This window comes from Gloeobacter violaceus PCC 7421 (assembly GCF_000011385.1).
Classification (GTDB): domain Bacteria; phylum Cyanobacteriota; class Cyanobacteriia; order Gloeobacterales; family Gloeobacteraceae; genus Gloeobacter; species Gloeobacter violaceus.
In genome coordinates this window covers 2474237-2500140 of sequence record NC_005125.1, presented here as the reverse complement: position 1 = coordinate 2500140, position 25904 = coordinate 2474237, and the positions used below count along the sequence as shown (strand labels likewise).

Here is a 25904-nt window from a genome sequence, read left to right as displayed (position 1 = left end):
TTATGACGTTCGGGCATTGTCGGCGTGCCTCGACTTTGCGCAGCGCCTTTGTATTGGGCCTGTGCGGCCTGCTGCTTGCGGGTTGTAGCGGTGCAGACGACGACAGGGACGCCGCCGCACTCAAAGACAAGTACGTCACCGTCAACCTGGGGGTGCGTGGACCGGTGGACCTGCCGGCCGACGGGGTGGGCAATTTGCAGACTTTCAGCCCCCAGCAGATCTACGCCGGCAAGAAACTGTTCGAATCGAACTGCCAGAACTGCCACGTGGGGGGCACCACCACGCCCAACCCCAAAGTCTCGTTGGCGCTTGCCAAGCTGCAGGGAGCCACCCCCCCACGGGACAACATTCAGTCTCTGGTGCAGTACATGCGCCTGCCGATGAGCTACGACGGCAGCGAGGAGACTTTCAACTGCCGCAAGAGCGACTGGATCGAAGACGACGAAGCTCAGAATCTGGCCGCGTTTATTCTGCGCGCCTCCCAGAAGGCCAGGGGTTGGGGAACCGCGCGTCTGGAAGCCAACCAGGATTCGATGACGACGGCACCGCCGTAACGCCTCAGCGTACCTGCGGGCGTCGGTCCGCAGCGCCCGCCACCGGCGGGGCGGCCTCGATGCGGTAGGAACCTTCCAGCACGAGCATGCCGGGGGTCAGGGACACCCGCCGCACTTCCACTTCCGGCCCAAGCAAGATGGGCAGATTGACGAGCGCTTCGAGAGGAGCGCTCTGACCGTTCTCGGAGACGATGCGGGGCTCCACAAGCCGCAGTTCGCGCGGGGAGGCAACCGCCACGCCGCTGGCTAAGCGCAACGCAGCCGGTTCGCCGTTTTCGAGGCGCACCACGGCCTGGACTTCCAGGCGGTCGGCCAATAGCCGCACGCGCGGGTTGCGGATCTCGAGCGGAATCTGCGTCGTGCCGTCACCGCCGAATTGTGCAGGCAGCGTAATTTTGAGATCGCGCACCTGGTCTTGAAAGGCCCGGGAAGCCAGGTAGGTATTGATGTCCTGCTCGGAGAGGCGCAAGGCCAGATCGGCAAGGACGGACTTTTCGAGGCGCAACCCGCCGCCTGCCAGACTGCCGCGAGTATCCAGGCGAATGTCGGAGCCGCGCATCGCGAGCGAGCGGGCGGGAATTCCCTCGTAGACAATGTTGCGGCCAGAAATTTCGATACTCTGGATGCGCCCGCCCGCCACTTCGCTATCCGGTCCGCTCACCGCAACGCGCAGGTCGTCTACCTGCTGGACCTGGGTGCGGATCCACGCCTCCAGCAACGGGCCGAGCAGGTTGCTGAGCATCTGGGATTGAACGGGCAGACCAAACACGCTCGCAAGCATCACGAAGGTTGTTGCCCACAGTACGGCACGCCGGCTCATGCAGCAAGTCCTCTCGCACAACGATTCCACGATGGCATAGGCAAACTGCCGTTTCCTCTGTCCGGCGGTCCGCTAAAATGTTAAGTAATGGCAACATCTTTGGCGAGCACCAGTAAAAGATGGACCTGGCGCGGCTGGCAGGTTCACTACGTCGAAGCCGGCACCGACCGACCCGGAGTGCCTCTGCTGTTGGTGCATGGCTTCGGAGCCTCCACCGACCACTGGCGCAAGAACATCGGGCCGCTCAGTGAGCACCATCCGGTCTGGGCTGTCGATCTATTGGGGTTTGGCCGCACCCAAAAGCCCAACATCGCCTACAGCGGCGAGTTGTGGCGCGATCAACTGCGCGATTTTACAAGCGAGATTATCGGCCGGCCGCCGGTGGTGGCGGGCAATTCCCTGGGCGGCTACGCGGCCCTGGTGCTGGCCGCGGACCACCCGGAATGGGTAAAGGGCCTGGTGCTCATCAATGGTGCGGGGCCGTTTTCGGGAGCCCCCCAGCCGAATGCGTTTCAGAAATTGACCGGCGAGGTGGCCAAGGGCTTTTTCTCCCAGAGTTGGGCAAGCTGGCTGCTGTTTCAGTATTTTCGCCAACCCTCGAACATCCGGCGAGTGCTGGGCCAGGTCTACCACGACCAGGGTGCGGTGACAGACGAGCTGGTCGCCGACATTTATCGCCCTTCGTGCGATCCGGGGGCGGCGGTAGTGTTTGCCTCGGTCTTCCAGACTCCCCAGGGCCGCTACGTCGACGAATTGCTGGGAAGCCTCCGGCGACCGCTGTTGTTGCTGTGGGGCGAGAGCGATCCCTGGATGAACGTCGATCGGGCAAAGCGCTTTCTCGAGGCGTACCCGAGCGGTCAATTGCAGTTGATTCCAGCGGGCCATTGCCCCCACGACGAGCGGCCCGAACTGGTCAACGCTTACTTGAGCGAGTGGGCCGAGCAAATTTCCTAGCCCCGAATGGCCCTGGGTGGTTGAAGGCGTTTTCACTCAGCGCCTGGAAAATACCAGTTCGAGAGTCTCCCCGGGAGCCGGGTGCAAAAACCGGCTGGCAAGGCCGCTTGCGGTAAGTTTGTCCGTAAACTCTTCGACGCTGCCGGTGGGTTTGAACAACTGACCGGCGATCCCACCTGTGTGCACTTCTCCCAGGGTCGTGGGCACAATCGTGTCGGGTTTGACAGTTCTGGCCATCGCCAGGGCACTTTCCGGCCCCATCACCACTTCTCCGAGCAATGGCAGCTGCAATCCCACCACCGGCATCATCAGCACATCGACACTGCCCAGACCTACCACCCGCCGCTGAATCTCGGGCGTACTCCGATGCGGCTCGTAGTAGAGCGTCTCGCCGGTGCCCTCGTCGCGAAGCAAATAACCGTTTTCTTGCTCGAACTGGACCTCGGCTCCGGGCACGGCCGTAACGCGCAGGTTCCCAAGACGGAACTGCTCAAAATTTGTGAGCGCCTGCACGCTGGAAAATTGGAGTTCGCGCAGTACCCGGGCGGCAGCCGGGGAAGCCACCGCCGGGAGCGCCCGCGACAGGCGTTCGAGGGTCGGGCGGTGGCAGTGGTCGGGCTGGGCCTGGGAGATCAACAACAAATCGACGGGCGGCAGCGTCTCGGGGGTAAAGGCGGGGGGAGTGACGTGGCTTAGCTCAATCAACCAACCGGCGCCGAATACGAGCGGATCGACCAGCCAGGGATCGATCAAGATAACCTGTCCCGCCATCTCGACAATCCAGGAATTCAGATCGATGCGCGTGAGCTTCATCCGCCGTTACCCAAGTCGATTCACTCAATTGTACTTTTGCCGCACCGCCTTCAGCGCAGCCGCAGGCTGAGCAGCACACCGGCCGCAAAGCCCGCGCCGGTCACACTCAAATTGTCAAACAGGCCGGAGGCCCATTGCTGCCACTGGCGGGCCACCCACTGCAGCTGAGCGTCGAAGGCCCGCCAGTCTACACTGGCCATACCCCACTGGGTGAGTGCGTACACGAACACCAGCCCGAGACCGACAAAAAAAAGCGCCACCAACGCCAGTTTGCGTATTGCATAACCGATTGCGATGCCACTCAGGGCTCCGGCTCCGAGCTGAATAGACCACGAGGCCCAGTCTTGGCTGTTCAGTTGTTCCATGGGAGGAGTCGATCTCGGCGGTACTGGATTCGAACCAGTATGTCACGAATTATGAGTTCGCCGCTTTACCAATCAGCCAACCGCCGCCGTTTTGATTACCCAGTATACTGGGACAAGGCCGGGCGTTGCCCTACGTCTGTTTTCTCGCCAGAGCCACAGGCTTGATTCACTAACAAATGCTTCACCGCAAGCTGTACCAGATCTGCCAGGACAAACTCGATGTGTGCCTCTTTTTGCGCGACCAGGGACGCTGGCTGGAGCAGGTACGCATCCTTGACATCGAAGGCGACGTGGTGACCGTGCGCTACACCACCGACGATGAAGACGAAATTGCCTCCTGGGAAGAAATCATTCGCATCGACAATATCGGCTCGGTGACGCGCAAGCTGTCGACTCTCTCCAAGCGCCACGACAGTGCGATGCTTATTGCCGAAGACTGCCCCGAGTCGGAACGCTAGTCCGTTTCGGCTTGCCTGGCATGTGCCCGGATGGCTGAGCGCAGTCGGGCCATCTCGGCGTGCAATGCCGGTAGGTCTACATCGTCAAGGCTCACGCAGCGGACAATGGCGGTTTCGCTCGGCCCAGGCAACGGTCGGCCTTCGACGTAGGCGCGTGCTTCGGCGAGGGTCCGTTCACCTTTGCGCATCAGAGCCGCTGCCAGTTGCTCAGGTCTATCCAGTTCGCGCTGCAGCAGATAGACTTGCTCGCCCAATTGTCCCGGCCGATCGAGAGCTTCCGCAAGCCGTGCCGCCGCCCCCAAACCGGCCAGCAATGCCCTGCCGATCAGTTCCCCCAAATCAAAATCCGTTGCGCGCATGCCGGACCCAGTCGTACACCCACCAGGCTATCAGCCCGGTTGGCATCGGTGGGCCTTTGCGATAAACTCTTGCTCATTCGCCCCGTTGGAAAGATATTGCATGCCTCCACGGCTCTCTAGTGCCCTGTTGTGCGCAGTCCTGATCGCTGCTCTGGGCATTCCCTGGGCGGTGTCGGCTTCTCAAGAAGCGATGGGCAGTGCTGTCAGCCTGATTGACCCGGCAAGCCCTCAAGTACTTCCGGAGGCGATCCCTATCCCTGCTGCGCCGCTACGCCTGAAGATCAGCCGTCCCAGCCCGCGCCGTCTGCCCAAACCACCGCGCGTGGGAGCCCGCCCCGCCCAGGCCGCTGTGCCCCTGGCAGTTGCCGCTCCGCTGCTCGACTCGCTGGTGCCGGTAGAGGTGCCGGAAGCTACTACCGAAGCTCTGGTCTCACCTTTATCCGTGGCGGCGCCTGTGATTGCTCCATTCGGTGAGCGCATCCACCTGCTGACCGGGGCGGTCACCTTTCACCGCGGTATCGACCTGGCTGCGGCCCAGGGAACGCCTGTGGCGGCGGCGGCGGCCGGATTGGTGCTGGCGGCCGGTGCGACGGGTCCGCTAGGAAACGCCGTGGTGCTGGGCCACAGCGAGGGAGGGCGAAGCCGCTACGGGCATTTGCAGGAGGTTTTGGTCCGGCCGGGCGAATGGGTGCAAAAAGGAGCCCCGATCGGCCGGGTCGGCAGCAGCGGCCTGGCCACGGCTCCTTACCTGCATTTTGAGTACTGGCGCAAGTCGGCCACAGCGACCTGGCAGGCCATCGATCCGGCAACCCTCCTTTCGCTGTAGCCTGACGGCGCCGCAATCGTGTCACAATTTGAAATAGTGACTGAACGCGAGATGGCCTGGTTACCAGAAAACTATCGCCGCCTGATACCCTATGTTGCGCCGCACCGGCGCGTGATTTTCGCGGCGCTGGCCTCGATGATCGGGTTTGTTTCGACGATGCCGCTGTTGGCCTACATGGTTGGGCGGCTGACCAAATTTTTGGGTGAGGGCAATCTCTCGGCGATTACGGAGCTTGCCTGGATCACCTTTGGGGTGTTCGTGGTGCGCGGTATTTTTCAGTACGGCCAGGACACTCTGATGGCCAAAGCCGCTCTGCAGGCGATCACCGACTTGCGCGCGCGCGTCTACGCCCACTTGCAGTCGCTGGATCTGGCGAGTTTTGCTTCCCAGCGCACGGGGGATTTGACCGTGCGTTTGACCAGCGACATCGACAAACTTGGCGAAATTTTGCGGCGCTTCTTTAACCAGTTCATCCCCTGTGTGCTCACGATTATCGCGGTGGTGAGCTATCTCATCTACCTCAACTGGCAGTTGACCCTGGTGACGCTGGTGGTCTCCCCGCTCATCGGCTGGCTTTTCGGGTGGTTCGGCAACAAGCTGGCTGATTTGTCGCGCACCAGCCAGGAGCAGATCGCCGATTTGTCCTCGCGACTTTATGAAATTTTCAGTGCCATCCGCATCATCCGGGCTTTTGCCGCCGAAGATTACGAGCAGCGCCGTTTTGGCGAATTGTCCGATGAAAACCGGCTGGCGCGCTTTCGCACCGAACAGATCAAAGCCATCCAGTATCCGGTCATCGGTTTGATGCAGGCTCTGGGGGTGCTGTTGGTTTTCTGGGTAGGCGCCTGGCAGATTAGCGCCGGCAACCTGCCGGCTTTCGAATTTGCCTCTTTTGCCACCGGCATCGGCCTACTCCTTGATCCGGTGCGGATGATCACCGAGAACCTTAACGAGTTACGCCAGGCCGGTGCTTCTGCTGACCGGGTCTTCGAATTATTTGATTTGAAGCCGACCGTGTTGCAGGCGCCGGATGCCGTTCCCCTCAGTCCGGTCAAAGGACGCATCGAGTTTAGCAATATCGATTTTTCCTACGCCGACGATCGCCCGGTGCTCAACAATGTCAACTTGCGTGTCGAGCCGGGAGAGGTGGTTGCCCTAGTCGGTCCTTCCGGGTCCGGCAAGTCTTCGCTGGTGAATCTGCTGCCCCGCTTCTACGACCCACAGCAGGGCACCGTGCGCATCGATGGAACGGACGTGCGCGCGGTGACCTTCAAGAGCCTGCGCCGTCAGATCGGTATTGTGCCTCAAGAAACGCTGTTGTTCTCCGGCACCATCGCCCAGAACATTGCCTACGGCTGCGACGAGGCCGACATCAAGGGCATGCTGGACAGAATTGTCCGGGCGGCCAAGATTGCCAACGCCCACGAGTTTATTCAGGACTTGCCCGGGGGCTACGACGCGAAGGTGAGCGAGGGGGGACGGGGTTTATCCGGCGGTCAGCGCCAGCGCATCGCTATCGCCCGCGCCGTGCTGTTGGATCCGAAGATTTTGATCCTCGATGAAGCAACCAGCGCCCTTGACAACGAATCGGAGGCGCTGGTGCAAGAAGCGCTCAACCGTCTAATGCAAGATCGCACCGTGATCATCGTCGCCCATCGCCTGTCCACCATCCGCGACGCCGATCGCATCCTGGTGCTTGAGCGCGGCCGGATTATCGAGGCTGGGAATCATCTCAGCCTGATCGACAGCGGCGGCGTTTACGCGGCGCTCTACAACCGCCAGTTCGAACGCGCCTCGGTTTGAGCCCCGATGCAAAACCCGCCCAGGTACACCTGGGCGGGTCTGCAGGACCTTTCGGTTGTCATGCAGGTCCTCTTGCCGACGATCAGGGCTTGAGGGCGCGGTTGAAGTTTCTGCGAAACTGCGAAGAGGTCAACAGCAGCACCGGCCACATGGCGGCCAGCGTCCACACTTGATCTTCGGAGTAAAAGCGGCGTGCTCCCCGCGAGAACATCCAGGCGCCGGTGATATAGACCGCCAGGGCAAGAAAGAGAATCAGTCCGAACACGGTGCACCCTCGAACCACATCTATTGCCAGGATAGCCCACCGGGCTTTAGGGCCGTCAGTGGGGCTGCTGACAGAGCAGCCGTCCTGTTATATTGAGAAAGCTTGTGGCTGCTGTGGGTCGGTAGCTCAGCGGTAGAGCATCCGGCTTTTAACCGGTGTTGCGTGGGTTCGATCCCCACCCGACCCATTTTTCCCACCCATTGTTTTGCAAGTTTACGAGCTATCGTGGCTGGCGGAATAGGCGTTCATGTACTCCTGCGCCAACAGTTGTGTGCTAGACCGCTGCGCCCATTTTCAAGTGCTGCGCAATTTGCCAAGTCGCGCGATCCCTCGCTGCAGGCTGACCGGGTGAGCGACGACCCAAAGATTGAGACTGAGACATATCCCAGCCAGGATAAGCAGGATGTAGGTCGGGGCCATAACGACCCCCAGCACAAACCAGCTCAATACGTGCAGGACCATTGCCAGGACACACAGGACGCTCAGGACCGCTGCCCGCCGCACCCGCTCGGTCGGATACCGCAGTACGGCGAGACCAAGGGTAAAGGCGGTGCTCACCAGGTTCGCCGGGATCAATAAGGCACAAAGCGCGACGCAGTGAGCAGTCGAAAGAGCACAAAGAGAGGGAATGTCGGGCATCCGGCACCACCACGGTTCGATGGCCAGATCATGGCCTATTCCCGGCAAATGTGCCAGACAACGGGCCACTGCTATGCAGCCGACAGTTCACCCAGCTTCCCTGTGCTAGGGTGGAGCAGCCTAGCCAGCGGTAAAGTCACTTTCATGTTCTTTGCGGTTGGTCAGTTTTTTCCGGAGACATACTGTGACGATATTTGTTGGTAATCTGCCCTTTTCTGCCACCGAGCAGGAAATCGCCGAGGCTTTCGCTGAGTACGGTGAAGTGAAGTCGGTCAAGATCCCGACCGACCGTGAGAGCGGCCGTCCGCGCGGATTTGCTTTCGTCGACATGGACGAAGCGGCCGAGGCCAAGGCCATCGAAGAACTGGACGGAGCGACCTGGAATAACCGCGAGCTGCGCGTCAACAAAGCAGAACCCCGCCCCGACCGCGGCGGCGGTGGTGGTGGAAACCGTGGCGGCGGCGGCGGCGGCCGGGATCGCCGCTACTAAAACCCGTGCGAATCGGCGGCCGGTGCAGGACTGTTGCACCGGCCGCCTTGCACCGTTTGCTTGAATTTGCGCCTAGTGGGCGGTTGCCGGAACGTCTTGCGGCCTTCTGTCGTGCCAGGCACTCCCATCACCCACTGAGGCAATCACCTATGACTTTTGCTGATCTCCAATTGCACCCGGACCTGGTGCGCGCTGTTGAGCAATTGGGTTTTACCCAGCCCACGCCCATCCAGACTCTGGCCATACCACCGGCACTGGCGGGCCGCGATGTGCTCGCCTGCGCAATGACCGGCAGCGGCAAAACAGCCGCTTTTTTATTGCCGATTTTGCAGCAGCTCATTGCCCAGCCCCGCAGTACCACCCGGGCGCTGGTGCTGACACCGACGCGCGAACTGGCCGGCCAGATCGAGATGCACCTCGGCCAGCTTGCTCGCTACAGCGCCCTGCGCGGCGCCTCGATTATCGGCGGTGTGTCCCCTGAGCCCCAGGCGCGTGCTTTTCACAAGGGCGTCGAGGTGCTGATCGGCACACCGGGCCGTCTGCTCGACCACTTCGATCAGCCCTATGCCCGGCTTGCGAACCTGGAGATCCTGGTGCTCGATGAGGCCGACCGGATGCTGGAGATGGGTTTCTTGCCCGACATCCGCCGCATCCTCAGACACACGGGCCACCGTCGCCAGACGCTCTTTTTCTCTGCCACCATGCCGGGACCGATCGCCAAGCTCGCCACCGAAATTCTGCGCAACCCCGTTACCCTCAACCAGGAGCGCAAGGCCGCCCCGGCAGTCGGTATCACCCACAGCGTCTATCCGGTGGCCCAGAATCTTAAATCGAAGTTTTTGCTGGAATTGCTGGAGCGCGAAGGGATGCGCCAGGTGATCGTGTTTACGCGCACCAAGCATCGCGCCAACCGCCTGTCTGAGTATCTCAGCAAAGCCAGAATCAGCTGCGAGCGCATCCACGGCAACCGCTCCCAGGGGCAGCGTACCGAGGCTCTGGCGGGCTTCAAAAGCGGCAAGTACCGGGTGCTGGTGGCCACAGACATCGCCTCGCGCGGTATCGACATCGAGGCACTCGGACATGTCGTCAACTTCGATGTCCCCCAGGCCGCTGAGGATTACATCCACCGCGTCGGCCGCACGGCGAGAGCCGAGCGCACCGGCGACGCCTTCACCTTCGTCTCCCCCGAAGAAGAAGACCAATTGCGGGCGATCGAGCGCGCCATTGGCAAGCGCCTGCCGCGCCTGACCCTATTAAACTTCGACTATGCCGTTGCACCCCAGGGATCCAGACTTTCCGGCTGATAGGGCTCGTTCAATAGACTTCTTGCGCGAATGCCAAGATAAACAGCTCAAACCATTGGAAACTCGTTCCGCAATTCGGTTCATGCTAGAGGTCTAATAAAGGCCGCACCAGTGTGGATCATTTCATCAGTAGAACAGAACAAAAAGCCCCCGCCGAAGCAGGGGCTTTCTTCGAGGCTTGAAGCAACCTAAGTTAGGCTCCTTCGGTGCCGCGGACGATGCCCTTCTCGAAGCCGGCGTTGGCGGCCCGGGCGCGACCGGCGTGCCACAGGTGACCAATCAGCAGGAAGAAGCCCAGGATGAAGTGGCTTCCCGACAGCCAGATGCGGGGCGAGGTGTAGTTGATCGTATTGATCTCAGTCGCCACACCACCCACCGAGTTGAGCGAGCCGATGGCCGCGTGGGTCATGTACTCGGCGGCGCGACGGATCTGCCAGGGCTGGATCTCGGTCATGATCTTCTCGACCGAGTAGCCGGTGGTGCCGCCTACGGGATAGACCAGCTTGTTGTTCTGGATCTCAACACCTTCCTTGAGCATCTCGTCAAGGGGGGTCTTGATCGACCAGAAGCGCATGGTTTCACCGCCGTAAATCACCTGGCCCGAGGGCGAACGCATCAGGTACTTGCCAAGGCCGGTCGGACCCTGGGCCGCACCGATGTCGGTGCCGAGCTTGATGTCGCGCGCCATGAACACGAAGTTCTGGGCGTGGCTGGCCTCCATTTCGGTAGGACCGTAGAACTCGGAGGGATAGGCGGTGTTGTTGAACCAAACGTAGGCACTGGCGATGAAGCCCATCAGCGACAGGGCACCGAGCGAGTAGGACAGGTACGCTTCGCCCGACCAGATGAACGAGCGCTGCGCCCAGCCGAACGGCTTGGTGACGATATGCCAGATGCCGCCCGCGATGCAGACAGCACCGATCCAGATGTGGCCGCCGATGATGTCCTCAAGGTTATCCACCGAGATGATCCAGCCGTCGCCGCCGAAGGGGCTCTTCAGGACGTAGCCGAAGATGACCGTCGGGTCGAGGGTCGGATTGGTGACGGTGCGCACCTGGCCGGCCCACTGGTTGTTGTTGTCGAAGAACCAGGGGTCGTAGATGCCGCCAAACCAGCAGGCCTTGGCCACCAGCAGGAAGCAACCGATCCCAAGCAGGATCAGGTGGATGCCCAGGATGGTGGTCATCTTGTTCTTGTCTTTCCAGTCGTAGCCGAAGAAGCCCGACAGGATGTCCGGCCCCCAGATCGAGTGGTAGATGCCGCCGAAACCGAGCACCGCCGAAGAAATCAGGTGGAGCACACCAACGACGAAGTAGGGCCAGGTGTCTACCACCTGGAAGCCGTTCGCGCCGGTGCCGAGGCCCCAACCCAGGGTGGCAAGGTGCGGCAGGAGAATCAGGCCCTGCTCGTACATCGGCTTGGCCGTCTCAAAGTGGGCCAGTTCGAACAGGGTCATAGCACCCGTCCAGAACACGATCAAGCCTGCATGGGCGACGTGCGCTCCGAGGAGCTTACCGGACAGGTTGATGAGCCGGGCATTGCCCGCCCACCAGGCGTAGTCTTCTTGTCTGACGCGAATATTTTGCGCGTCAAACGACTGATCAAAGCGCGTTTCCACGGGGCAGCACCTCTTCAGGGAACTTGAGCGTCTCGTCGTAGTTCTGGTCGTAGGGACCCATCCAGGCGCGGATACCTTCGTTGATCAGAATGTTCGCGGTGTAGAGAGTCTCAAACTCAGGATCCTGCGCAGCGCGGATTTCCTGGGAAACGAACTCGTAAGCCCGCAGGTTCAGGGCCACACCGATAATGCCGATGGAAGCCATCCACAGACCGGTGACGGGCACGAACAGCATGAAGAAGTGCAGCCAGCGCTTGTTGGAGAAGGCGATACCGAAGATCTGGCTCCAGAAGCGGTTTGCCAGGATCATCGAGTAGGTCTCTTCTTCTTGGGCGGGGTCGAAGGCCTTGAAGGTGTTGGGCGCTTCGCCGTCTTCAAACAGGGTGTTCTCGACCGTGGCGCCGTGGATGGCGCACAGCAGGGCACCACCGAGCACACCCGCCACACCCATCATGTGGAAGGGGTTCAGCGTCCAGTTGTGGAAGCCCTGGAAGAACAGCAAGAAGCGGAAGATGCCGTTGACGCCGTAGCTGGGGCCGAAGAACCAGGAGTGCTGGCCCAGCGGGTACATCAAGAAGACCGAAACGAACACGGCGATCGGAGCCGAGAAGGCGATCGCGTTGTAAGGACGGATGCCGATCAGGCGAGCAATTTCGAACTGGCGGAGCATGAAGCCCATCAACGCCAGAGCGCCGTGAAAGGAGATAAACGCCCAAAGCCCGCCAATCTGGCACCAGCGGGTAAAGTCACCCTGGGCTTCAGGACCCCACAGCAGAAGCAGCGAGTGACCCATCGCGTCGGCAGGCGAGCTGACGGCGACGGTCAGGAAGTTGCCACCTTCAAGGTAGGAGCTGGCGAGCCCATGGGTAAACCAGGAGGTGACGAAGGTCGTGCCGGTCAGCCAGGCACCCACGGCGAGGTAAGCAGTGGGGAAGAACAGCAGGCCGGACCAACCGATGAAAACGAAGCGGTCCTTCTTGAGCCAGTCGTCAAGGGCGTCGAACCACCCTTGGCTCTGCTCACTTCTTCCTACAGCGATGGTCATTGCTCAAGTCTCCGTTTAAGGATCGTTTTATGTCGGTCTTGCCAATTCTGGCTACCGGTCTATCTGAGGAGGAGGAGAAGGGAGCTATGCCCCCTTCTCCAGAAAGTTTAAACCAGTGGACAGTGAGGCGATTAGCCGTTGAGGTCGGCGTTGCCCACCGCCACCGGAGCCGACTCCGTTCCAGCCAAATCCAAGGGGAAGTTGTGAGCATTGCGCTCGTGCATCACTTCCATTCCCAAATTCGCTCGGTTGACGATGTCCGCCCACGTGTATATCGCACGACCCTGAGAATCCACGATGCTGCTGTTGAAGTTGAAGCCGTTCAGGTTGAACGCCATCACACTGATGCCCAGCGCCGTGAACCAAATCCCAATCACCGGCCACGCTGCCAAGAAAAAGTGCAAACTGCGGCTGTTGTTGAAGCTGGCGTACTGGAAAATCAAACGGCCAAAGTAACCATGCGCCGCAATGATGTTGTACGTCTCCTCTTCCTGGCCAAACTTGTATCCGTAGTTCTGGGACTCTTCCATCGACGTCTCACGAATCAATGAAGAAGTCACCAGCGAACCGTGCATCGCACTGAACAGCGAACCGCCGAACACACCCGCCACCCCCAGCATGTGGAAGGGATGGTTCAGAATGTTGTGCTCCGCCTGAAAAACAAACATGAAGTTGAACGTGCCCGAAATACCCAACGGCATACCGTCACTGAAGCTGCCCTGGCCAATCGGGTAAATCAAGAAGACCGCCGCCGCCGCCGCCACAGGAGCACTGTAGGCGATGCAGATCCACGGACGCAGGCCCAAACGGTAGCTGAGCTCCCACTCGCGGCCCAGGTAGCAAAACACCCCAATGAGAAAATGGAAGACCACCAGCTGGTAGGGGCCGCCGTTGTAGAGCCACTCGTCCATCGAAGCCGCTTCCCAAATTGGGTAGAAGTGCAGGCCGATGGCGTTGGAAGACGGGATCACCGCCCCGGTGATGATGTTGTTGCCGTACAGCAGCGAACCGGAAATCGGCTCGCGGATGCCGTCCATGTCCACCGGCGGGGCGGCGACAAAAGCGACGACGAAGCAAATCGTCGCAGAAAGCAGGGTGGGGATCATCAGGACGCCGAACCAACCAACGTAGAAGCGGTTGTTGGTGGAGGTCACCCAATCGGCGAAGCGGTCCCACAGCCCTTGTGAAGAACGACGTTCAAGAGTTGCAGTCATCTCTCTCCTCAGAGCGAAGATTACGCTTCCATGTAACCAGCTACTTTACGAATTATCAAGGGGATCACATATTTCTCTAAGAGAAAGGCGGCAATCTCCTCGCAAATGGCCACTATAGACCGAATCCAATGGGTTCTTGAAACCCTAAAAGCCTCCTCCAGCCCGGGAAAGCGGCTTCGGGAGAATTGTTGCAGAATTTTAAGCAACTCTCAGCCTTTTGCCCTCACATCGCCGCACCCCGGCTATTGCGCCAGGTGTCATGCACCCAGGGAAGCTTTTCGGCGAATATACGCTCCATGGCCTGGGCGTAAACCCGGATTTCGTACTGGGCATCGGGTTCGGTGCGCTTGGCCAGGTAGTGCATCAGCGCATGGGCGTTCATCTTGACGTAGGCGGTGTGGTAGAGTGCCCAACCCGGCAGGGCGAGACGCGCCATTTCTTTGGCCACTCCTTTGGCAAGCATCTTCTTATATAAGGAAAAGCCTGCCTCGTAGTGCGCTCTCAATTCTTCGAGCAATGCCCGCTCTTCGTCACTGCTCAAAAAGTCCACCAGCACCGAGCCTTGCTTGTTGACCTTGTCCTGGGCGCGCAGTTTCTCGGGCAGATAGAACTCGTTCTCAGGGTAAGGGGTATACCGTCCCGACTGAAAATTCATTTCTTGGATGCGATGTCGGACGTGCTGCCACCACATCACCACCGGTGCTTTGACGATGAATTTGAATTCGACCATCTCCAGCGGACTGGTATGGCCGTGGCGCAGGAGAAACTCGATAAGCTTGCGGTCGGCATCGGTTCCCTTGGTAACCGTACCGTAGGAGACCCGGGCGGCGGCCACGATGGCGATGTCCCCGGCAGTGGCGCCTTCGACGACCTGGCCGAAGGGGTAGTCGGAGGGCATGTAATCCACCAGCTGGATAAAGCCCTGGTCGAGGACGCGGATGACGCCCGGATCTTTGCCGGCGATGTCTTTGAGCTTGAGCGTGTGGGCGTTGGTCATGGCGGCCGGATCTCTACATCCTGGATAGTCTACCTCCTCCGCTTGCCACCAAGCCGGGTGTGATAAGAATGTATTCCTGGCTACGGGACAGTTGCTAAAATGCCAGGGTTCAAAGCAGAGGCGCTTCCGTCATGGACGACAAGTTGTTTTTGATGATTCCCGGTCCGACGCCGATGCCGGAGCGGGCGCTCTTGGCCATGGCCAAAGCTCCCATCGGTCACCGCAGCGGCGAATTTGCCAAGATCATGGCGGAGGTGTCCGAGAACCTCAAGTGGCTGCACCAGACGGCTTCTGAGGTGCTGATGCTCTCTTCGAGCGGCACGGGGGCTCTCGAAGCGGCGATCATCAATGCCTGCTCCCCCGGCGATCGGGTGCTGGTCGGTGCCAACGGCAAATTCGGCGAGCGCTGGGTGGAAGTAGCCCAGGCCTTCGGCCTCGATGTCGAGGTTATCTTCGCTCCTTACGGACAACCCCTCTCTACGGACGCCTTCAAAGCCGCCCTCGAAGCGGACACCGACAAGACCATCAAAGCGGTGGTCGTCACCCACAGCGAGAGTTCGACAGGGGTGATCAACGACTTGGAGACGATCGTGGGTTACATCCGCGCCCACGGCGAGGCGCTGTCGATCGTCGATGCGGTGACCAGCCTCGGGGCGACGAGCGTGCCGGTGGACGCCTGGGGGCTCGATTTTGTCGGCTCCGGCTCGCAAAAAGCTTATATGATCCCGCCGGGACTCGGGTTTTTGGCGGTAAGCGAGCGGGGTTGGGCCGCCTGCGAGCGCTCGACGATGCCGCGCTACTACTTCGACCTGCGCAAGTACCGCAAGGCCCTCAAGAAAAACAACACTCCCTTCACCACGCCGGTCAATCTCGTCTTTGCCCTGCAGACGACGCTGCAGATGCTGAGAGCCGAGGGGCTCGACGCGCTGTTTGCCCGCCACGCCCGCCTGCGCGACGCCACCCGCGCCGCTTTACGCGCTCTGGGGCTGGCGCTGTTCAATCCGGACGACCACTCCGCAAGCCCGGCGATTACCGCCGTCGTGCCGCCGGAGGGTATTGCCTGCGACAAGTTGCGCGCCACGCTCAAGAAGCACTACGACATCGTGATCGCGGGCGGCCAGGGGGAGATGGAAGGGCAGATCGTGCGCATCGGCCATCTAGGCTTCGTGGGTGAGCGCGACGTGCTTACGGCCATCGCTGCCCTCGAAGGCGCCCTGCGCACCCTGGGCTACGACGGCTTCACCCCGGGAAGCGGCGTGGCGGCGGCAAGCGCGGTGCTTTTCGGCTAAACGCCTCTAGTGGTCAATGACCACGGATGTCCGGTTTAATTTGTGCGTACACTAAAAGTGCCCAGGCAGGCTAATACGGGGAACTGCCGGTAATGCGCAAATTGAATTGGTTCAGAATGTCTTTGTCGGTGCCACTCCTTGCAGCGCTTTTTGCCGACACGGTGCCGCTTCAGGCTGCTTCACAACCGGAAACCAAGCAGTTTTCAATCAACCTGTCCGGTGTGGGTCGAACAGTCTATCCAGGTAGCGTCGAGCAACCGGTACCCGCCACGGCCCGGGCCGCCAAGCCGGACGATCCGGTGCAGTCGTTTTATGTCCGCCTCAAGGAACCCACCGAGGCCAACTACAAGCTCGTCGGCGACTGGTTTACCGCTCAGGGGCTTAAGGTGCGCCGTCTGGGCAAGACTCTGCCGCTGTCGGTGAGTGGCACCGTTGCCCGGGTGAGCAGAGCACTGCGGGTCGAAATTGCCGAGACCTTCAGCGCCGGTAAGCTGGTGCGCTGGGCGCGTACTGCTGCGAGTTTACCAGGTGATATTGCCCGTTACGTGGAGGCCATCTGGGGGTTGCAGCCTGTTTCTAAGACCGCGGGCGAGTGCCAGGCCGGTTCCTCATTCAGCCTCGGGCCAAACAATTTTGCCAAATGCTCACCGCCTGCTCCTGAACAACCGCCCTTCAACCGCGCTCTTCCCTGCAGGCCCGGCCCGTTTATGGACTGTGCACCGAGCACCCCCGCCGGACAGCCCTGAAGCAACGTCAAGCGAAATGATAGGGCGGCAGTGGGCCGAGGATGTCGAGTTGCCAGCAACGGTACTCGCTTTGCCAGTCGTGGACCTGCTGGCGCAGCGAACTCTCTTCGCAGACCGGGATGAGCAGGTGAACCCGCTCGACGCCGCGTTGGGGGGAGCCGTCCACGATGCGGCTGTAGCGCTCTTTGAGTTGTCCCTGCAGCCTTGCGAGTTCGAGATCCGTTTGCTCGAAGTCGTCCTCGTGGCTGTGCAAAAGTTGCGGGGCAAGTTTGAGGGTGTATTCGCCCATGCCGGTGAGGTTGCGGATGCGCTCGCGGTAGCGCTCGCCGTGGCGCCCCAGGTGATGGGACAGTCCATCGAGGGAGACGAAGACCGTGCCGAATTGCAGCGGCAATACCGGTTGTTGGCGAAACAGGTCGCAGATCACCCGGTCGTGGAGCAAAGCCGCCTGCAACACCTGCTCGTCGTCGTTCTGGATGATCCGCCAGGGCAGCGTGTAATCGACCGCCGCCGCAAGCGACCCGACTTCGATAAATTCGATCGGAACACCGCGCCAGCCAATGGGCGGGCAGATGGGCAGCGGCAGTTCCAAAAATGCAAATGCGTACAACGCCAGGGACAACGCCACGCTTAGATGCTAGCTCGAAATCAGCCCGCCCAGTTCAAACCACGCCCCAAAAATCGCACCTCCGGCTTGAGCGCAATGCCCCAGTCCGCAACGACCCGGTCGCGCATGCGGGTCATCAGGGTGAGGATGTCGCGGGCAGTGGCGCCGCCGCGGTTGAGGATGAAGTTGGCGTGCTGCTCGGCCACCTGGGCCGCCCCGACGCTCTGGCCCTTGAGCCCGGAGCGGTCGAGCATCCAGCCGGCTTTTTTCTCGCCGCCGGGGTTGCGAAAGACGCTGCCGCAGTTGGGAAAGCCCGAGGGCTGGGTGCGGTGGCGAAAGGTATTAAATTCGTCGATGTGCTCGATAAGGCGGGCCGGTTGGTGGCCGGGAGCAAGCCGCAGCCGGGCGCTGAGCACCACCCAATCGCGCTGCTGCAATAGCGACGAGCGATAGGTAAGCCCGAGTTCCCCCGCCGCCACCCGCCGCCGCTCGCCGGTCTCGGTGAGCACTTCGACACTTTCGAGGGTGTCGGAAAATTGGGCGCCGTGGGCTCCGGCGTTCATCACCACGGCCCCCCCGATGCTGCCGGGCACCCCCACCGCCCACTCCAGCCCCGCCCAGCCGCGGCGGGCCGTCTGAAAGGCCAGAGCAGCGATCGACTCGCCGGCTTTGACTTCGATGAGCCCCTCTTCGAGGATCTGGGTACCCCGCCAGCTGCGCAGGTGGACGACCAATCCACCGATGCCCACGTCACTAATCAGCAAATTGGTCCCCGCCCCAATCACCGTGACCGGCAACTCGGAGCGGCGTGCCCAACCGAGGGCTTCGTCGAGCACCTCGGCTTTGGTCGGCTGCAGATACCACTCGGCCGGGCCGCCCACCTGGTACGCGGTGAGCAGCGCCAGTGAGACCCCCGGCTGCAGCTGATCTTTCATAGGGCAAGTGCCGGCGGTTCCGCCCGCTGCAACAGTTCGGGAATGATCCGGTTGAGGTTGCCCGCCCCCAAAAATAGCGCCAGATCCCCGGGGCGCAGATGGGCCTCCAGGTGGCGCTTGAGACTGTCGCTGGTCGCCTCGAAGTGCACGTCCGGGTGGTGAGCGGCAATCCTGCGGGCCACCAATTCGCCGCTCACACCGAGGGTGTTTGCCTCCCCGGCGGCATAAATCTCGGTGACCACCACCGCGTCGGCATCGCCGAAGGCCGTACCGAATTCGTCGAGCAACAGCTGCGAGCGGCTGTAGCGGTGGGGCTGAAAGACCGCCACCACCCGGCGGCCCTGCAGGCGGGCGGCGGCCAGGGTGGCACGCACTTCGCTCGGATGGTGGGCGTAATCGTCTACGAAGACAATGTCGTCGCGCTCGCCGATCCGCTCAAAGCGGCGGTGGGCACCGCGAAATTCGCGCAGCCCGGCGGCAATCTGCTCGAAGCTGAGGCCCAGATAGCGGCCCACCGCCACCGCCGCCAGGGCGTTGGCCAGATTGTGGCGGCCCAACAATTTGAGGCTCAATTCTCCCAATACCTCGCCGCGCTCAAGGACGCGGGCGGTGGTGCCCTGGGCGGTGAAACTCACCCGGTCGGCGGTGTAGTCGGCCTGCGGGTGACCATCCAGGCTGTAGCTCACAGTCAACGGCATCCGGTCGCGCACCGCCTGGCAGTCGAGGCAGCCTACGACCACCCGCGCCTGATTGGCATACTGCTGAAAAGCTTCGACGATCTGTTCGAGGTTGGCGTAATGGTCGAGGTGGTCGCCCTCGATGTTGGTGACCACGGCCACCTCCGGCGAAAAGAGCACCAGCGACCCATCCGATTCGTCCACCTCCGCCACCAGGTGCGGGCCGGATCCCAAACGGGCGTTGCCACCCAGTTCGTCCACTTCGCCTCCCACCACCACCGTCGGGTCCAAGCCGCAGTGGTAAAGCATCACCGCGATCAAGCTGCTGGTGGTGGTCTTGCCGTGGGTACCCGACACGCCGATCATCCGGTAGCCTTCCGCCAGTTGGGCGAGCACCTGGGCGCGGTGGCGGACGGCGACGCCTCCCCTGCGCGCCGCCAACAGTTCCGGGTTGTCGGGTTGGATGGCGCTCGAATAGACCAGCCGCGTCACTCCCTGCAGATTTTCGGCGCGGTGGCCGTAGAACACCGAGATGCCCGAGGCTTCCAGGCGCTGGGTCTGCAGGTTGGGCTTGAGATCCGAACCGCTGACGCGCTTTCCTTGCGAACGCAATACCAGAGCCAGGCCGGACATGCCGATGCCACCGATACCGACAAAATGAGAAACCTCACCCGTTACCAGCGGGTCCAGCGACATATTCACTCCTGTTTCACACCGGTTGTTGTAGACAGAAACATCACGACCCGCGAGATCATGACGGCCATAATCTACCATGTCAAGCCCTGGGGATTAAGTTTTTTTCCCCAAGACTTGCGGGATCGCCATTCACAATCCAGGTGCGCTGCTTTTCGCTGGTGCTTTGTTCTCTGTGCTCTTCAATCTACCGAAAAGGCAGCGGCCCTCCGCGTCCGTCCTATCCGGACGCGGAGGGCTATAAATGACAGGCATTCGCTTATGAGGAAAGCATGGGCAGCGCGAAGGTGGTCGTAGCCGGCAGCATCAACATGGACATCGTCGTGCGCGCCGCGCGTCATCCACAGCCGGGCGAAACGCTCCTGGGCCAATCGGTGCAGTTTTTCGCGGGCGGCAAAGGCGCCAATCAGGCAATCGCGGCCTACCGTCTGGGGACGCCGGTCATATTGATCGCCCGGGTGGGAGACGACGGTTTCGGTGGAAGTCTGCGCGCCTTCGTAAGCCAGGAAGGCCTGGATACGCAACGGGTACTGGCGACGGCAGGAGCGAGCGGCACGGCGCTCATCACCGTAGCCGATAGCGGTGAGAACACAATCGTCGTCGTTCCCGGCGCCAACGACGCGCTGAGCCCGGTGGATGTCGAAGTGGATATCGAGCCGGGCGATGTGCTGGTGAGCCAGTGCGAGATCCCCGCCCAGACGATCGAACATTTTTTTGTCCGGGGAAAACGGCTGGGGGCGCGCACGCTTCTCAACGCCGCCCCTGCCCGGCCTTTAGCCCCGACCCTGGCGGCGGCGGCGGATGTTCTGGTTGTCAACGAGAGTGAACTGGCCATCCTCACTGGTGCGGCTGTCGATGCCGAGGATGCCGGGACGGTGATCGCCGCCGCCCGTTCGTTGCAACCTGCAATCGAAAATGTCGTGGTCACCCTCGGCGGGCGGGGAGCGGTGGCCTGCCTCGGGCCGGTGAGCGAGACGGTACCGGGGCGGCGGGTGGAAGTCGTGGTCGATACCACCGGGGCGGGGGACGGCTTCGTGGGTGCGTTGGCGGCCCGGCTGGCCGCCGGTGAGCCTTTTGCACAGGCACTCGTCTTCGCCAACGCCGCCGCTTCGATCTGCGTGGAGCGGCCCGGGGCCGCCGCCTCGATGCCGACCATGGCCGAGGTGCTGGCGGTGTTGTAGCAGGGGTCAGGACGCTCAGTGGCTTGCGGTGCGGACTTTCTGCGAATAGAACGACGCCGATTCTTTGCCGACGGCGCACTGTTGGGCAAAAGAAATCAGGTGGTGACCCACCAGGCCGACGTGGATCAGCTCCTCGATGCGGCCGGAGCGCAGGGCAGGGACCGCCATCTTCCAGAACGTCTCGCGGTAATCGCTCAGCACACCGACTTTGATGAGCAGGTTGGCCAGGATCGTCAGTCCCTTCTGGATATTCGCCCAACTGGTGCGCTCGGGGCTGTTGGGCACAGCGATGCGGTTGGGGTAGGTGTGCTCGCAGTTGTACGCGAATCGCTCGTAGAGAAATTCGGGGCTGTAGGCGGCGGTGATGCAGCGGCGCCACATCTCGACCACTTGATCGTGGGGGAGCAAAAATTCGACGTTCGACTCGCGGCCCTCGACCTCGCTCACCAGGCGGCCTTCTTGCTGGAGCCGATCCCACAGCGGTGTGCGCGGCAGGGCGTGCAGCAGATTGATCGTGAGCATCGGCAGCTGCGAGAGGCGGATAAATTCGAGGATGCGCTCGCCAGTCTCGGGGGTGTCGGTGTCAAGACCGATGATGATCCCCGAGACGACCTCCATGCCGTAGCTGTTCAGGGTGCCGATGGCCTCCAGGATCGGCATGCTCAGGTTGTGGGTTTTGGAGATCGATTTGAGCGCGTCGGGTTCGGGGGTCTCGATGCCGCAGAAGACCGTGCAGAAGTATGCCTCGCGCATCATCTCCAGAATCTTGGGGCTTTGGGCGATGTTGAGGGTCGCTTCGCAGGCGAACTGGACTGGATAGCCGTTGCGCTTTTGCCAGTCGATGAGGTGCGGCAGCAGGTCGGCAACCGCGCGGCGGTTGCCGATAAAGTTGTCGTCTACGAAGTAGACCGCCCCCGGGTTGCCCGAGCGCAGCATCGCGTCGAGTTCGGCCGTCACCTGCTCAGGGGTCTTCAGGCGGGGATTGCGGCCGTACAGGGCCGGGATGTCGCAAAATTCGCAGGCGTAGGGGCAGCCGCTCGAAAACTGGACGCTGCCCAAAAAGTAGTTACCCAGGTTGATTTTGTCGTAGGCGGGAATCGGAAAGCGGTCCAAGGGCAGGCGCTCGGCCGTCTCGAAGCGCATCTGACTTGCCGGCCGTTCGGTGTGCATGTCGATGTACTCGATCATCCGGTCGGTGGCGTCGCCCAGTTCGCCGATGTGAATCAAGTCGAAATCCGGGTAGTACTCCGGGCAGCCGGAGACCGAGGGGCCGCCCAGGGCGGTGATCTTGCCCCAGCGGTGCGCCAGTTCGTTGATCTTGCGGATCTGCGGACGCTGGATGTGCATGCCGCTGACGATCACCGCGTCCGCCCAACGGTAGTCCTCCGAGCGGGCCGGGCGCATATTCTCGTCGATAAAGCGCACCTCCCACTGGGCGGGCAGGTAGGCCGCCACCACCAGAATCCCCTGCGGAGGCATGAAGGCGCGCACCGACCCCATCAGCGGATAGGCGTGCTCGAAGGTTCCAAAAGAAGGACTGTAGGCCGGGAAGACACAGAGGATCCGCCGGGTGTGGCGCGGGCGATAGCGCGTGCGGCGATCGGCCTGGGCGGCGGCAGATGGGCTCACAGGGGCCTCCTTGGTTGCAAAAAGCTATTCGGTGTCAGGATATCCCCTGACACCGGACATCTGGCAAGCCCCCTCAGGCTTCGTCGAGGGCCGCTACCCCGGGCAGGGTCTTGCCTTCGAGAAATTCGAGCGAGGCACCGCCACCGGTGCTCACGTGGCTGAGCTTGTCGACCACACCGGCTTTCTCGGCCGCCGAGGCGCTGTCGCCGCCGCCCACGATCGAGAGGTTGTCGCTCTCAGCCAGGGCATGGGCCACCGCGAAGGTGCCTTTGCTGAATCCCGGCAGTTCGAAGACGCCCATCGGACCGTTCCAGATCACCGTGCCCGATTTTTGGACTTCGGCCACGTAGAGTTCCTCGGTCTTGGGACCGATGTCCAGGGCCATCTGGCCCTCCGGGATGTTGGCATCGGGGGTGACCGGCGGGTCGGCAAGGTCACCAAACTTATCGTTGGTGCGGTGGTCGACCGGCAGCAAGAAGGTGACGCCCCGTTCCTTCGCCTCGGCAAGCAGGTCGAGGGCCAGCTGGAGCAAATCGACGGTCGTGCCGTCCTTTTTGGTGGTGCTCGTCTCGCAGCGGGAAGCTCCCACATCCACGCCTTGGGCTTTGAGGAACGTGTAGGCCATCGCCCCGCCGATCAAGATCGAATCGACCTTGGTGAGCATGTTCTGGATAAGCTGAATCTTGTCGCTCACTTTGGCGCCGCCCATGATGGCAAGCACCGGCCGTTCCGGGCTTTCGAGGGCTTTGCCCAGGTATTCGAGTTCTTTTTGCAAAAGCAGCCCCGCCACCGCCGGGCGCAAGTAGCGCGCCACGCCTTCGGTGGAGGCGTGGGCGCGGTGGGCGGTGCCGAAGGCGTCGTTGACATAAAGTTCGGCGAGGCCCGCGAGCTTCTGGGCAAATTCGGGGTTGTTTTTTTCTTCTTCCGGGTAGAAGCGCACGTTCTCCAACAGCAGCACATCGCCGTCTTCGAGCTTCTTGACCGCTTCTTCGACTTCCGGGCCAATCACGTCGTCGGCTTTGTAGACCGTCTGGCCGAGCAGTTCGCCCAGGCGCTTGGCCACCGGCGTGAGGCGCAACTGATCGTCAAAACCCTTGGGACGCCCCAGGTGGCTCACCAGGATTACCCGCGCCCCCCCACCGGTCAACATTCCAATGGTGGGCAACGCAGCGCGAATGCGCGTATCGTCTGTGATCTGGCCGCTCTCGTCGAGGGGAACATTAAAATCAACCCGCACCAGAGCCCGCTTACCCTTGAGGTCCGCCGCCCCCAGGGCCTCAACCGTTTTCTTCGCCACCGTCCGTTCTCCCAACGTCCTTCGCGATTATTTTCCGGTACAGCCCGCCCCGGAGTCAAAGACGGCGCGAATCAGTTTTGGCCGCCGGGCCAGTCGAGGGTGGCAAAACCGGCAAAGATCCAGTCGCCCACTGGGGTCTGGGGACTCTGTTGAAACAGCAGCGGCCGATAGGCAAAGGCGACAAGGTGGGATGTACGGCATTCTTCACCCTCAAGCCGGTGGCGCAGCGTATCGTCGAGGGGATGGCAACCCTGCCGATCCTGAATGAACGCACACCGATCGAGCACCGGTGCCATCCGGCCACGGGCGAGGGCCAGCACCTGGCTGCCCCGGCGGCGAAAACAGGTCAAAAACGGCCCGCTCACCGGCGCCCCGATAGGTTGATATTGCTGAAGCCAGGCATCGACCGGCAGCCCACTGCGGCGGGCTGCCGCCGCAAAAGCAAGCGCAATGGCGTCGGGGCGGGCGTCGGGGTAGCACAGTGCGCCGATGCGCAGCGTGCAACAGAGCGGATCGACCTCGAACGGATGCGGTGTGGCGTGGCGGCTGGGCATCGGGCGGGAGCGGCTGAGGTCCACGCACGTGTCGCCACCGCAAATCTGCCGGATGACCGGTGCGGCCTCCGCGACTATGACCAACCGGCCGCTCGCAGTGCCAGGCACGCCGGCGGGCGCCTCGAAGCGCCAGGGCCGACCGATCGCCCGACCGATCGCCTCCACCAGGCTCTCGGTGTTCCAGCAGCGCGGGTCGTAGCGCAGCAGGAGGCTGCCGCTGGCGATAGACGCGCAGATAGCGTGCAAGCCGGGCAACTCGCCCAAGCGCGACTCAAGCCGCGTGTCCCAGGCGGGGTCGGCTTCGAGTCCTCGAATTGCAAGATGCAACCGGCCCGGTGTGCGCTGAGCAACGGGCTGAATGGCGATGGACATATTCATAGGTAAGTGCGACACGCCGAAAGGTGCAAAGCCGATGCAAACAGCAGCGTCATTCAAGTATCGATGCGGGGATCGCTCTATCGGCAAGGATTAGAGATTTTTTTAATGATTGCTTGCCGAAGGTGAATTCGGTTTTTCTTAACGATTGTTTGCTCTCCCCAATATCGTGCAATTTGTGACGGAAACAAGAGAAACCCCTCGATGGGACGAAAGACAGGTCAAAAATCCGGGGGTCGAAAGCAACCCCAGAGGCTGCTCAGCTAAAACCCTTGTCCGCCCAAACCGGTGGACGAGGGTTTAACCAGAATGTCCAGGGCTGGAGGCAGAGACCCGAATCGGCGGACGGTGGCGGCCTGCCGCCATAGAGACGCTTTAAACTTCGCTGCCGCGCTTGAGCACATATGTGACGGCGTCGCCGACGGTGGTGATCTTTTCGGCGTCTTCGTCCGGGATTTCGGTTTCAAACTCCTGTTCAAGTGCCATGACCAGTTCCACCTGGTCGAGGGAATCGGCACCGAGGTCGTTGGCAAAGCTCGATTCGGAAGTCACCTCCGACTCCTCGACGGACAGTTGCTCCACGACGATCTTCTTGACGCGTTGATAAACTTCCACTTCGTTCATTCCTGCCTCTAAAGTGCATATTGTTCGGCCCGGCTGTGCCTGACCCAATCGCTGATAGTACACTGCTTTGGCCTTGACGTGCTACTGCTTCGGCTCGTCTTACCGGGCCAGTTCCGCCTCGATGGCGGCGAGGGTCCGGCGCGAGTGGGCAGGCAGCTTGGCGCGCACCGCCTGCACATCGGCCCAGGTGTCGATGTCGCTATCTTCGCCAAGTAACTCCATCGCCAGATCCAGATTCCGGCCGCGCCCAAGGGTGGCTGCGAGCAACCGATCGGTGCCCATGGGCATAGCTGTAAACAAATCCACCGGCCGGGCGAGGGCGATCAGGTAATAACCGCCGTCGGTACAGGGTCCAATGACCACCGGCACCTGCTCCAGACGTTCGGCAGCGACACGGTAAATCTCACTATCAAGGTGGGGGCTGTCGCTGCCGATGCCCACCGCCGGGGTGCCCACCGCCTCGAAGGCATGGAGCAGGCGCTCACCCAGATCCGCCCCCTGTTGCTCCAACAGTTCAAAATCCCCACCCCAGGGTGCGAACCAGTCTGGATCGCCCGCGTAGGCGATCACCCGCCGCCACTGGGTAAGGCGGGCAGCTTCGCCCAGGATATCGCTCAAAAACGCAGCGTAGAGCCGACAGGCTTGCTCAGGAGTCAAAGGCGGACATAGACGAGTTTTGACCCGCCCTGGAACTGGGGTTTTAGCAAAGACGATCAAGGCAGGATGCTTCACAAAGGCTCTGCTAGAATTGCCGTACTTTCCGTTCGACCGCT

At 61.6% G+C, this 25904-nt stretch carries 28 protein-coding genes and 2 tRNA genes; 11 read left to right on the top strand and 19 right to left on the bottom strand.

What is annotated here, in order from left to right:
- The first annotated feature begins 2 nt into the window (after nucleotides 1-2).
- Complete coding sequence (psbV2, locus tag GLL_RS12085; RefSeq protein ID WP_011142333.1) at nucleotides 3-554, top strand: photosystem II cytochrome PsbV2; 552 nt, start codon at nucleotides 3-5, stop codon at nucleotides 552-554.
- A 4-nt stretch (nucleotides 555-558) separates the two neighbouring features.
- Here the strand turns inward: psbV2 and GLL_RS12080 are convergent, their stop codons facing one another.
- Entirely contained in the window at nucleotides 559-1374 is an 816-nt protein-coding gene (locus GLL_RS12080) for an LmeA family phospholipid-binding protein (protein ID WP_011142332.1), read from the bottom strand.
- 87 nt (nucleotides 1375-1461) lie between these two features.
- Between GLL_RS12080 and GLL_RS12075 the strand changes: the two genes are divergently transcribed.
- Nucleotides 1462-2328 carry an alpha/beta fold hydrolase gene (locus tag GLL_RS12075; RefSeq protein WP_011142331.1) on the top strand — a complete coding sequence of 289 codons (867 nt, stop codon included), beginning with the start codon at nucleotides 1462-1464 and terminating at the stop codon, nucleotides 2326-2328.
- A gap of 36 nt (nucleotides 2329-2364) precedes the next feature.
- Here GLL_RS12075 and GLL_RS12070 read toward each other — a convergent pair whose 3' ends face one another.
- The 3 genes from GLL_RS12070 to GLL_RS12060 all read right to left on the bottom strand — a co-directional run bounded on the left by GLL_RS12070 (nucleotide 2365) and on the right by GLL_RS12060 (nucleotide 3592).
- Nucleotides 2365-3141 (bottom strand): MBL fold metallo-hydrolase, encoded by a 777-nt coding sequence (locus GLL_RS12070; RefSeq protein WP_011142330.1) that lies wholly within the window; start codon nucleotides 3139-3141, stop codon nucleotides 2365-2367.
- A gap of 50 nt (nucleotides 3142-3191) precedes the next feature.
- Complete coding sequence (locus GLL_RS12065) at nucleotides 3192-3506, bottom strand: FUN14 domain-containing protein (protein ID WP_011142329.1); 315 nt, start codon at nucleotides 3504-3506, stop codon at nucleotides 3192-3194.
- Nucleotides 3507-3520: 14 nt separating this feature from the next.
- Nucleotides 3521-3592 (bottom strand) — tRNA-Ile (locus tag GLL_RS12060).
- Nucleotides 3593-3682: 90 nt separating this feature from the next.
- On the opposite strand from GLL_RS12060, the gene GLL_RS12055 reads away from it, so the two are divergent.
- The gene (locus GLL_RS12055) at nucleotides 3683-3964 is read left to right on the top strand and encodes a DUF6679 family protein (protein ID WP_011142328.1); all 282 of its coding nucleotides are present in this window, start codon (nucleotides 3683-3685) and stop codon (nucleotides 3962-3964) included.
- Here GLL_RS12055 and GLL_RS12050 read toward each other — a convergent pair.
- Entirely contained in the window at nucleotides 3961-4323 is a 363-nt protein-coding gene (locus tag GLL_RS12050) for a hypothetical protein (protein WP_011142327.1), read from the bottom strand. The two genes, GLL_RS12055 and GLL_RS12050, sit on opposite strands and share 4 nt — an antisense overlap.
- Nucleotides 4324-4423: 100 nt before the next feature.
- On the opposite strand from GLL_RS12050, the gene GLL_RS12045 reads away from it, so the two are divergent.
- A complete protein-coding gene (locus GLL_RS12045; protein ID WP_164928992.1) occupies nucleotides 4424-5149 on the top strand; it encodes a M23 family metallopeptidase in 726 nt (241 codons plus the stop codon).
- A gap of 51 nt (nucleotides 5150-5200) precedes the next feature.
- The gene (locus tag GLL_RS12040) at nucleotides 5201-6952 is read left to right on the top strand and encodes an ABC transporter ATP-binding protein (RefSeq protein ID WP_011142325.1); all 1752 of its coding nucleotides are present in this window, start codon (nucleotides 5201-5203) and stop codon (nucleotides 6950-6952) included.
- An 82-nt stretch (nucleotides 6953-7034) separates the two neighbouring features.
- Here GLL_RS12040 and GLL_RS12035 read toward each other — a convergent pair whose 3' ends face one another.
- Nucleotides 7035-7217, bottom strand: coding sequence for a hypothetical protein (locus GLL_RS12035; RefSeq protein ID WP_164928991.1), 183 nt, complete (start codon nucleotides 7215-7217; stop codon nucleotides 7035-7037).
- 115 nt (nucleotides 7218-7332) lie between these two features.
- On the opposite strand from GLL_RS12035, the gene GLL_RS12030 reads away from it, so the two are divergent.
- Nucleotides 7333-7404 (top strand) — tRNA-Lys (locus GLL_RS12030).
- Nucleotides 7405-7511: 107 nt separating this feature from the next.
- Here GLL_RS12030 and GLL_RS12025 read toward each other — a convergent pair.
- Nucleotides 7512-7775 carry a hypothetical protein gene (locus GLL_RS12025; protein WP_197529992.1) on the bottom strand — a complete coding sequence of 88 codons (264 nt, stop codon included), beginning with the start codon at nucleotides 7773-7775 and terminating at the stop codon, nucleotides 7512-7514.
- 265 nt (nucleotides 7776-8040) lie between these two features.
- On the opposite strand from GLL_RS12025, the gene GLL_RS12020 reads away from it, so the two are divergent.
- On the top strand, nucleotides 8041-8346 hold the full coding sequence (locus GLL_RS12020; protein WP_011142322.1) for an RNA recognition motif domain-containing protein: 306 nt from the start codon (nucleotides 8041-8043) through the stop codon (nucleotides 8344-8346).
- A 149-nt stretch (nucleotides 8347-8495) separates the two neighbouring features.
- Nucleotides 8496-9650, top strand: coding sequence for a DEAD/DEAH box helicase (locus GLL_RS12015; protein ID WP_011142321.1), 1155 nt, complete (start codon nucleotides 8496-8498; stop codon nucleotides 9648-9650).
- A gap of 193 nt (nucleotides 9651-9843) precedes the next feature.
- Here the strand turns inward: GLL_RS12015 and psbC are convergent, their stop codons facing one another.
- The 4 genes from psbC to thyX all read right to left on the bottom strand — a co-directional run bounded on the left by psbC (nucleotide 9844) and on the right by thyX (nucleotide 14524).
- Nucleotides 9844-11268, bottom strand: coding sequence for a photosystem II reaction center protein CP43 (gene psbC / locus GLL_RS12010; protein ID WP_011142320.1), 1425 nt, complete (start codon nucleotides 11266-11268; stop codon nucleotides 9844-9846).
- A complete protein-coding gene (psbD, locus tag GLL_RS12005; protein ID WP_011142319.1) occupies nucleotides 11252-12313 on the bottom strand; it encodes a photosystem II D2 protein (photosystem q(a) protein) in 1062 nt (353 codons plus the stop codon). Before psbD ends, psbC begins: the two co-directional genes overlap by 17 nt.
- A 131-nt stretch (nucleotides 12314-12444) precedes the next feature.
- Nucleotides 12445-13527, bottom strand: a complete 1083-nt coding sequence (psbA, locus tag GLL_RS12000; protein WP_011140781.1) for a photosystem II q(b) protein — start codon at nucleotides 13525-13527, stop codon at nucleotides 12445-12447.
- Nucleotides 13528-13750: 223 nt separating this feature from the next.
- The gene (thyX, locus tag GLL_RS11995) at nucleotides 13751-14524 is read right to left on the bottom strand and encodes an FAD-dependent thymidylate synthase (RefSeq protein WP_011142318.1); all 774 of its coding nucleotides are present in this window, start codon (nucleotides 14522-14524) and stop codon (nucleotides 13751-13753) included.
- A gap of 131 nt (nucleotides 14525-14655) precedes the next feature.
- On the opposite strand from thyX, the gene GLL_RS11990 reads away from it, so the two are divergent.
- Entirely contained in the window at nucleotides 14656-15813 is a 1158-nt protein-coding gene (locus GLL_RS11990; RefSeq protein ID WP_011142317.1) for a pyridoxal-phosphate-dependent aminotransferase family protein, read from the top strand.
- Between the two features lie 128 nt (nucleotides 15814-15941).
- Nucleotides 15942-16559 carry a protease pro-enzyme activation domain-containing protein gene (locus tag GLL_RS11985; RefSeq protein ID WP_164928989.1) on the top strand — a complete coding sequence of 206 codons (618 nt, stop codon included), beginning with the start codon at nucleotides 15942-15944 and terminating at the stop codon, nucleotides 16557-16559.
- Nucleotides 16560-16566: 7 nt separating this feature from the next.
- Here GLL_RS11985 and GLL_RS11980 read toward each other — a convergent pair whose 3' ends face one another.
- The 3 genes from GLL_RS11980 to murC are packed head-to-tail and all read right to left on the bottom strand — an operon-like array spanning nucleotide 16567 to nucleotide 19480.
- Nucleotides 16567-17169, bottom strand: a complete 603-nt coding sequence (locus GLL_RS11980) for a GvpL/GvpF family gas vesicle protein (RefSeq protein ID WP_164928988.1) — start codon at nucleotides 17167-17169, stop codon at nucleotides 16567-16569.
- Nucleotides 17170-17207: 38 nt separating this feature from the next.
- Nucleotides 17208-18101, bottom strand: coding sequence for a UDP-N-acetylmuramate dehydrogenase (gene murB / locus GLL_RS11975; RefSeq protein ID WP_011142314.1), 894 nt, complete (start codon nucleotides 18099-18101; stop codon nucleotides 17208-17210).
- The gene (gene murC, locus GLL_RS11970) at nucleotides 18098-19480 is read right to left on the bottom strand and encodes a UDP-N-acetylmuramate--L-alanine ligase (RefSeq protein ID WP_011142313.1); all 1383 of its coding nucleotides are present in this window, start codon (nucleotides 19478-19480) and stop codon (nucleotides 18098-18100) included. Before murC ends, murB begins: the two co-directional genes overlap by 4 nt.
- Before the next feature lie 263 nt (nucleotides 19481-19743).
- Here murC and GLL_RS11965 point away from each other — a divergent pair, with 263 nt between their 5' ends.
- Complete coding sequence (locus tag GLL_RS11965) at nucleotides 19744-20652, top strand: ribokinase (RefSeq protein ID WP_011142312.1); 909 nt, start codon at nucleotides 19744-19746, stop codon at nucleotides 20650-20652.
- A 15-nt stretch (nucleotides 20653-20667) separates the two neighbouring features.
- On the opposite strand, the gene GLL_RS11960 is transcribed toward GLL_RS11965, so the two are convergent.
- From GLL_RS11960 to GLL_RS11940, 5 genes are all read right to left on the bottom strand, one after another.
- Nucleotides 20668-22281 carry a B12-binding domain-containing radical SAM protein gene (locus GLL_RS11960; RefSeq protein ID WP_011142311.1) on the bottom strand — a complete coding sequence of 538 codons (1614 nt, stop codon included), beginning with the start codon at nucleotides 22279-22281 and terminating at the stop codon, nucleotides 20668-20670.
- A gap of 73 nt (nucleotides 22282-22354) precedes the next feature.
- Nucleotides 22355-23578, bottom strand: a complete 1224-nt coding sequence (locus tag GLL_RS11955; protein WP_011142310.1) for a phosphoglycerate kinase — start codon at nucleotides 23576-23578, stop codon at nucleotides 22355-22357.
- 71 nt (nucleotides 23579-23649) lie between these two features.
- Entirely contained in the window at nucleotides 23650-24504 is an 855-nt protein-coding gene (locus GLL_RS11950) for a hypothetical protein (RefSeq protein ID WP_164928986.1), read from the bottom strand.
- A gap of 378 nt (nucleotides 24505-24882) precedes the next feature.
- Nucleotides 24883-25122 (bottom strand): acyl carrier protein, encoded by a 240-nt coding sequence (gene acpP / locus GLL_RS11945; protein WP_407919988.1) that lies wholly within the window; start codon nucleotides 25120-25122, stop codon nucleotides 24883-24885.
- A 108-nt stretch (nucleotides 25123-25230) separates the two neighbouring features.
- Complete coding sequence (locus GLL_RS11940; RefSeq protein WP_011142307.1) at nucleotides 25231-25863, bottom strand: TIGR04282 family arsenosugar biosynthesis glycosyltransferase; 633 nt, start codon at nucleotides 25861-25863, stop codon at nucleotides 25231-25233.
- Between the last annotated feature and the right edge of the window lie 41 nt (nucleotides 25864-25904).

What these genes read in the sequence shown, in the direction of transcription:
- GLL_RS11965 (WP_011142312.1), top strand. Translation starts at nt 19,744, where the DNA reads ATGGGCAGCGCGAAGGTGGTCGTAGCCGGCAGCATCAACATGGACATC.
- GLL_RS12080 (WP_011142332.1), bottom strand. Translation starts at nt 1,374, where the DNA reads ATGAGCCGGCGTGCCGTACTGTGGGCAACAACCTTCGTGATGCTTGCG.
- psbA (WP_011140781.1), bottom strand. Translation starts at nt 13,527, where the DNA reads ATGACTGCAACTCTTGAACGTCGTTCTTCACAAGGGCTGTGGGACCGC.
- GLL_RS11990 (WP_011142317.1), top strand. Translation starts at nt 14,656, where the DNA reads ATGGACGACAAGTTGTTTTTGATGATTCCCGGTCCGACGCCGATGCCG.
- murB (WP_011142314.1), bottom strand. Translation starts at nt 18,101, where the DNA reads ATGAAAGATCAGCTGCAGCCGGGGGTCTCACTGGCGCTGCTCACCGCG.
- GLL_RS12050 (WP_011142327.1), bottom strand. Translation starts at nt 4,323, where the DNA reads ATGCGCGCAACGGATTTTGATTTGGGGGAACTGATCGGCAGGGCATTG.
- GLL_RS12015 (WP_011142321.1), top strand. Translation starts at nt 8,496, where the DNA reads ATGACTTTTGCTGATCTCCAATTGCACCCGGACCTGGTGCGCGCTGTT.
- GLL_RS12075 (WP_011142331.1), top strand. Translation starts at nt 1,462, where the DNA reads ATGGCAACATCTTTGGCGAGCACCAGTAAAAGATGGACCTGGCGCGGC.
- GLL_RS12040 (WP_011142325.1), top strand. Translation starts at nt 5,201, where the DNA reads ATGGCCTGGTTACCAGAAAACTATCGCCGCCTGATACCCTATGTTGCG.
- thyX (WP_011142318.1), bottom strand. Translation starts at nt 14,524, where the DNA reads ATGACCAACGCCCACACGCTCAAGCTCAAAGACATCGCCGGCAAAGAT.
- GLL_RS12045 (WP_164928992.1), top strand. Translation starts at nt 4,424, where the DNA reads ATGCCTCCACGGCTCTCTAGTGCCCTGTTGTGCGCAGTCCTGATCGCT.
- psbV2 (WP_011142333.1), top strand. Translation starts at nt 3, where the DNA reads ATGACGTTCGGGCATTGTCGGCGTGCCTCGACTTTGCGCAGCGCCTTT.
- GLL_RS11950 (WP_164928986.1), bottom strand. Translation starts at nt 24,504, where the DNA reads ATGTCCATCGCCATTCAGCCCGTTGCTCAGCGCACACCGGGCCGGTTG.
- psbD (WP_011142319.1), bottom strand. Translation starts at nt 12,313, where the DNA reads ATGACCATCGCTGTAGGAAGAAGTGAGCAGAGCCAAGGGTGGTTCGAC.
- GLL_RS12065 (WP_011142329.1), bottom strand. Translation starts at nt 3,506, where the DNA reads ATGGAACAACTGAACAGCCAAGACTGGGCCTCGTGGTCTATTCAGCTC.
- GLL_RS12055 (WP_011142328.1), top strand. Translation starts at nt 3,683, where the DNA reads ATGCTTCACCGCAAGCTGTACCAGATCTGCCAGGACAAACTCGATGTG.
- GLL_RS12070 (WP_011142330.1), bottom strand. Translation starts at nt 3,141, where the DNA reads ATGAAGCTCACGCGCATCGATCTGAATTCCTGGATTGTCGAGATGGCG.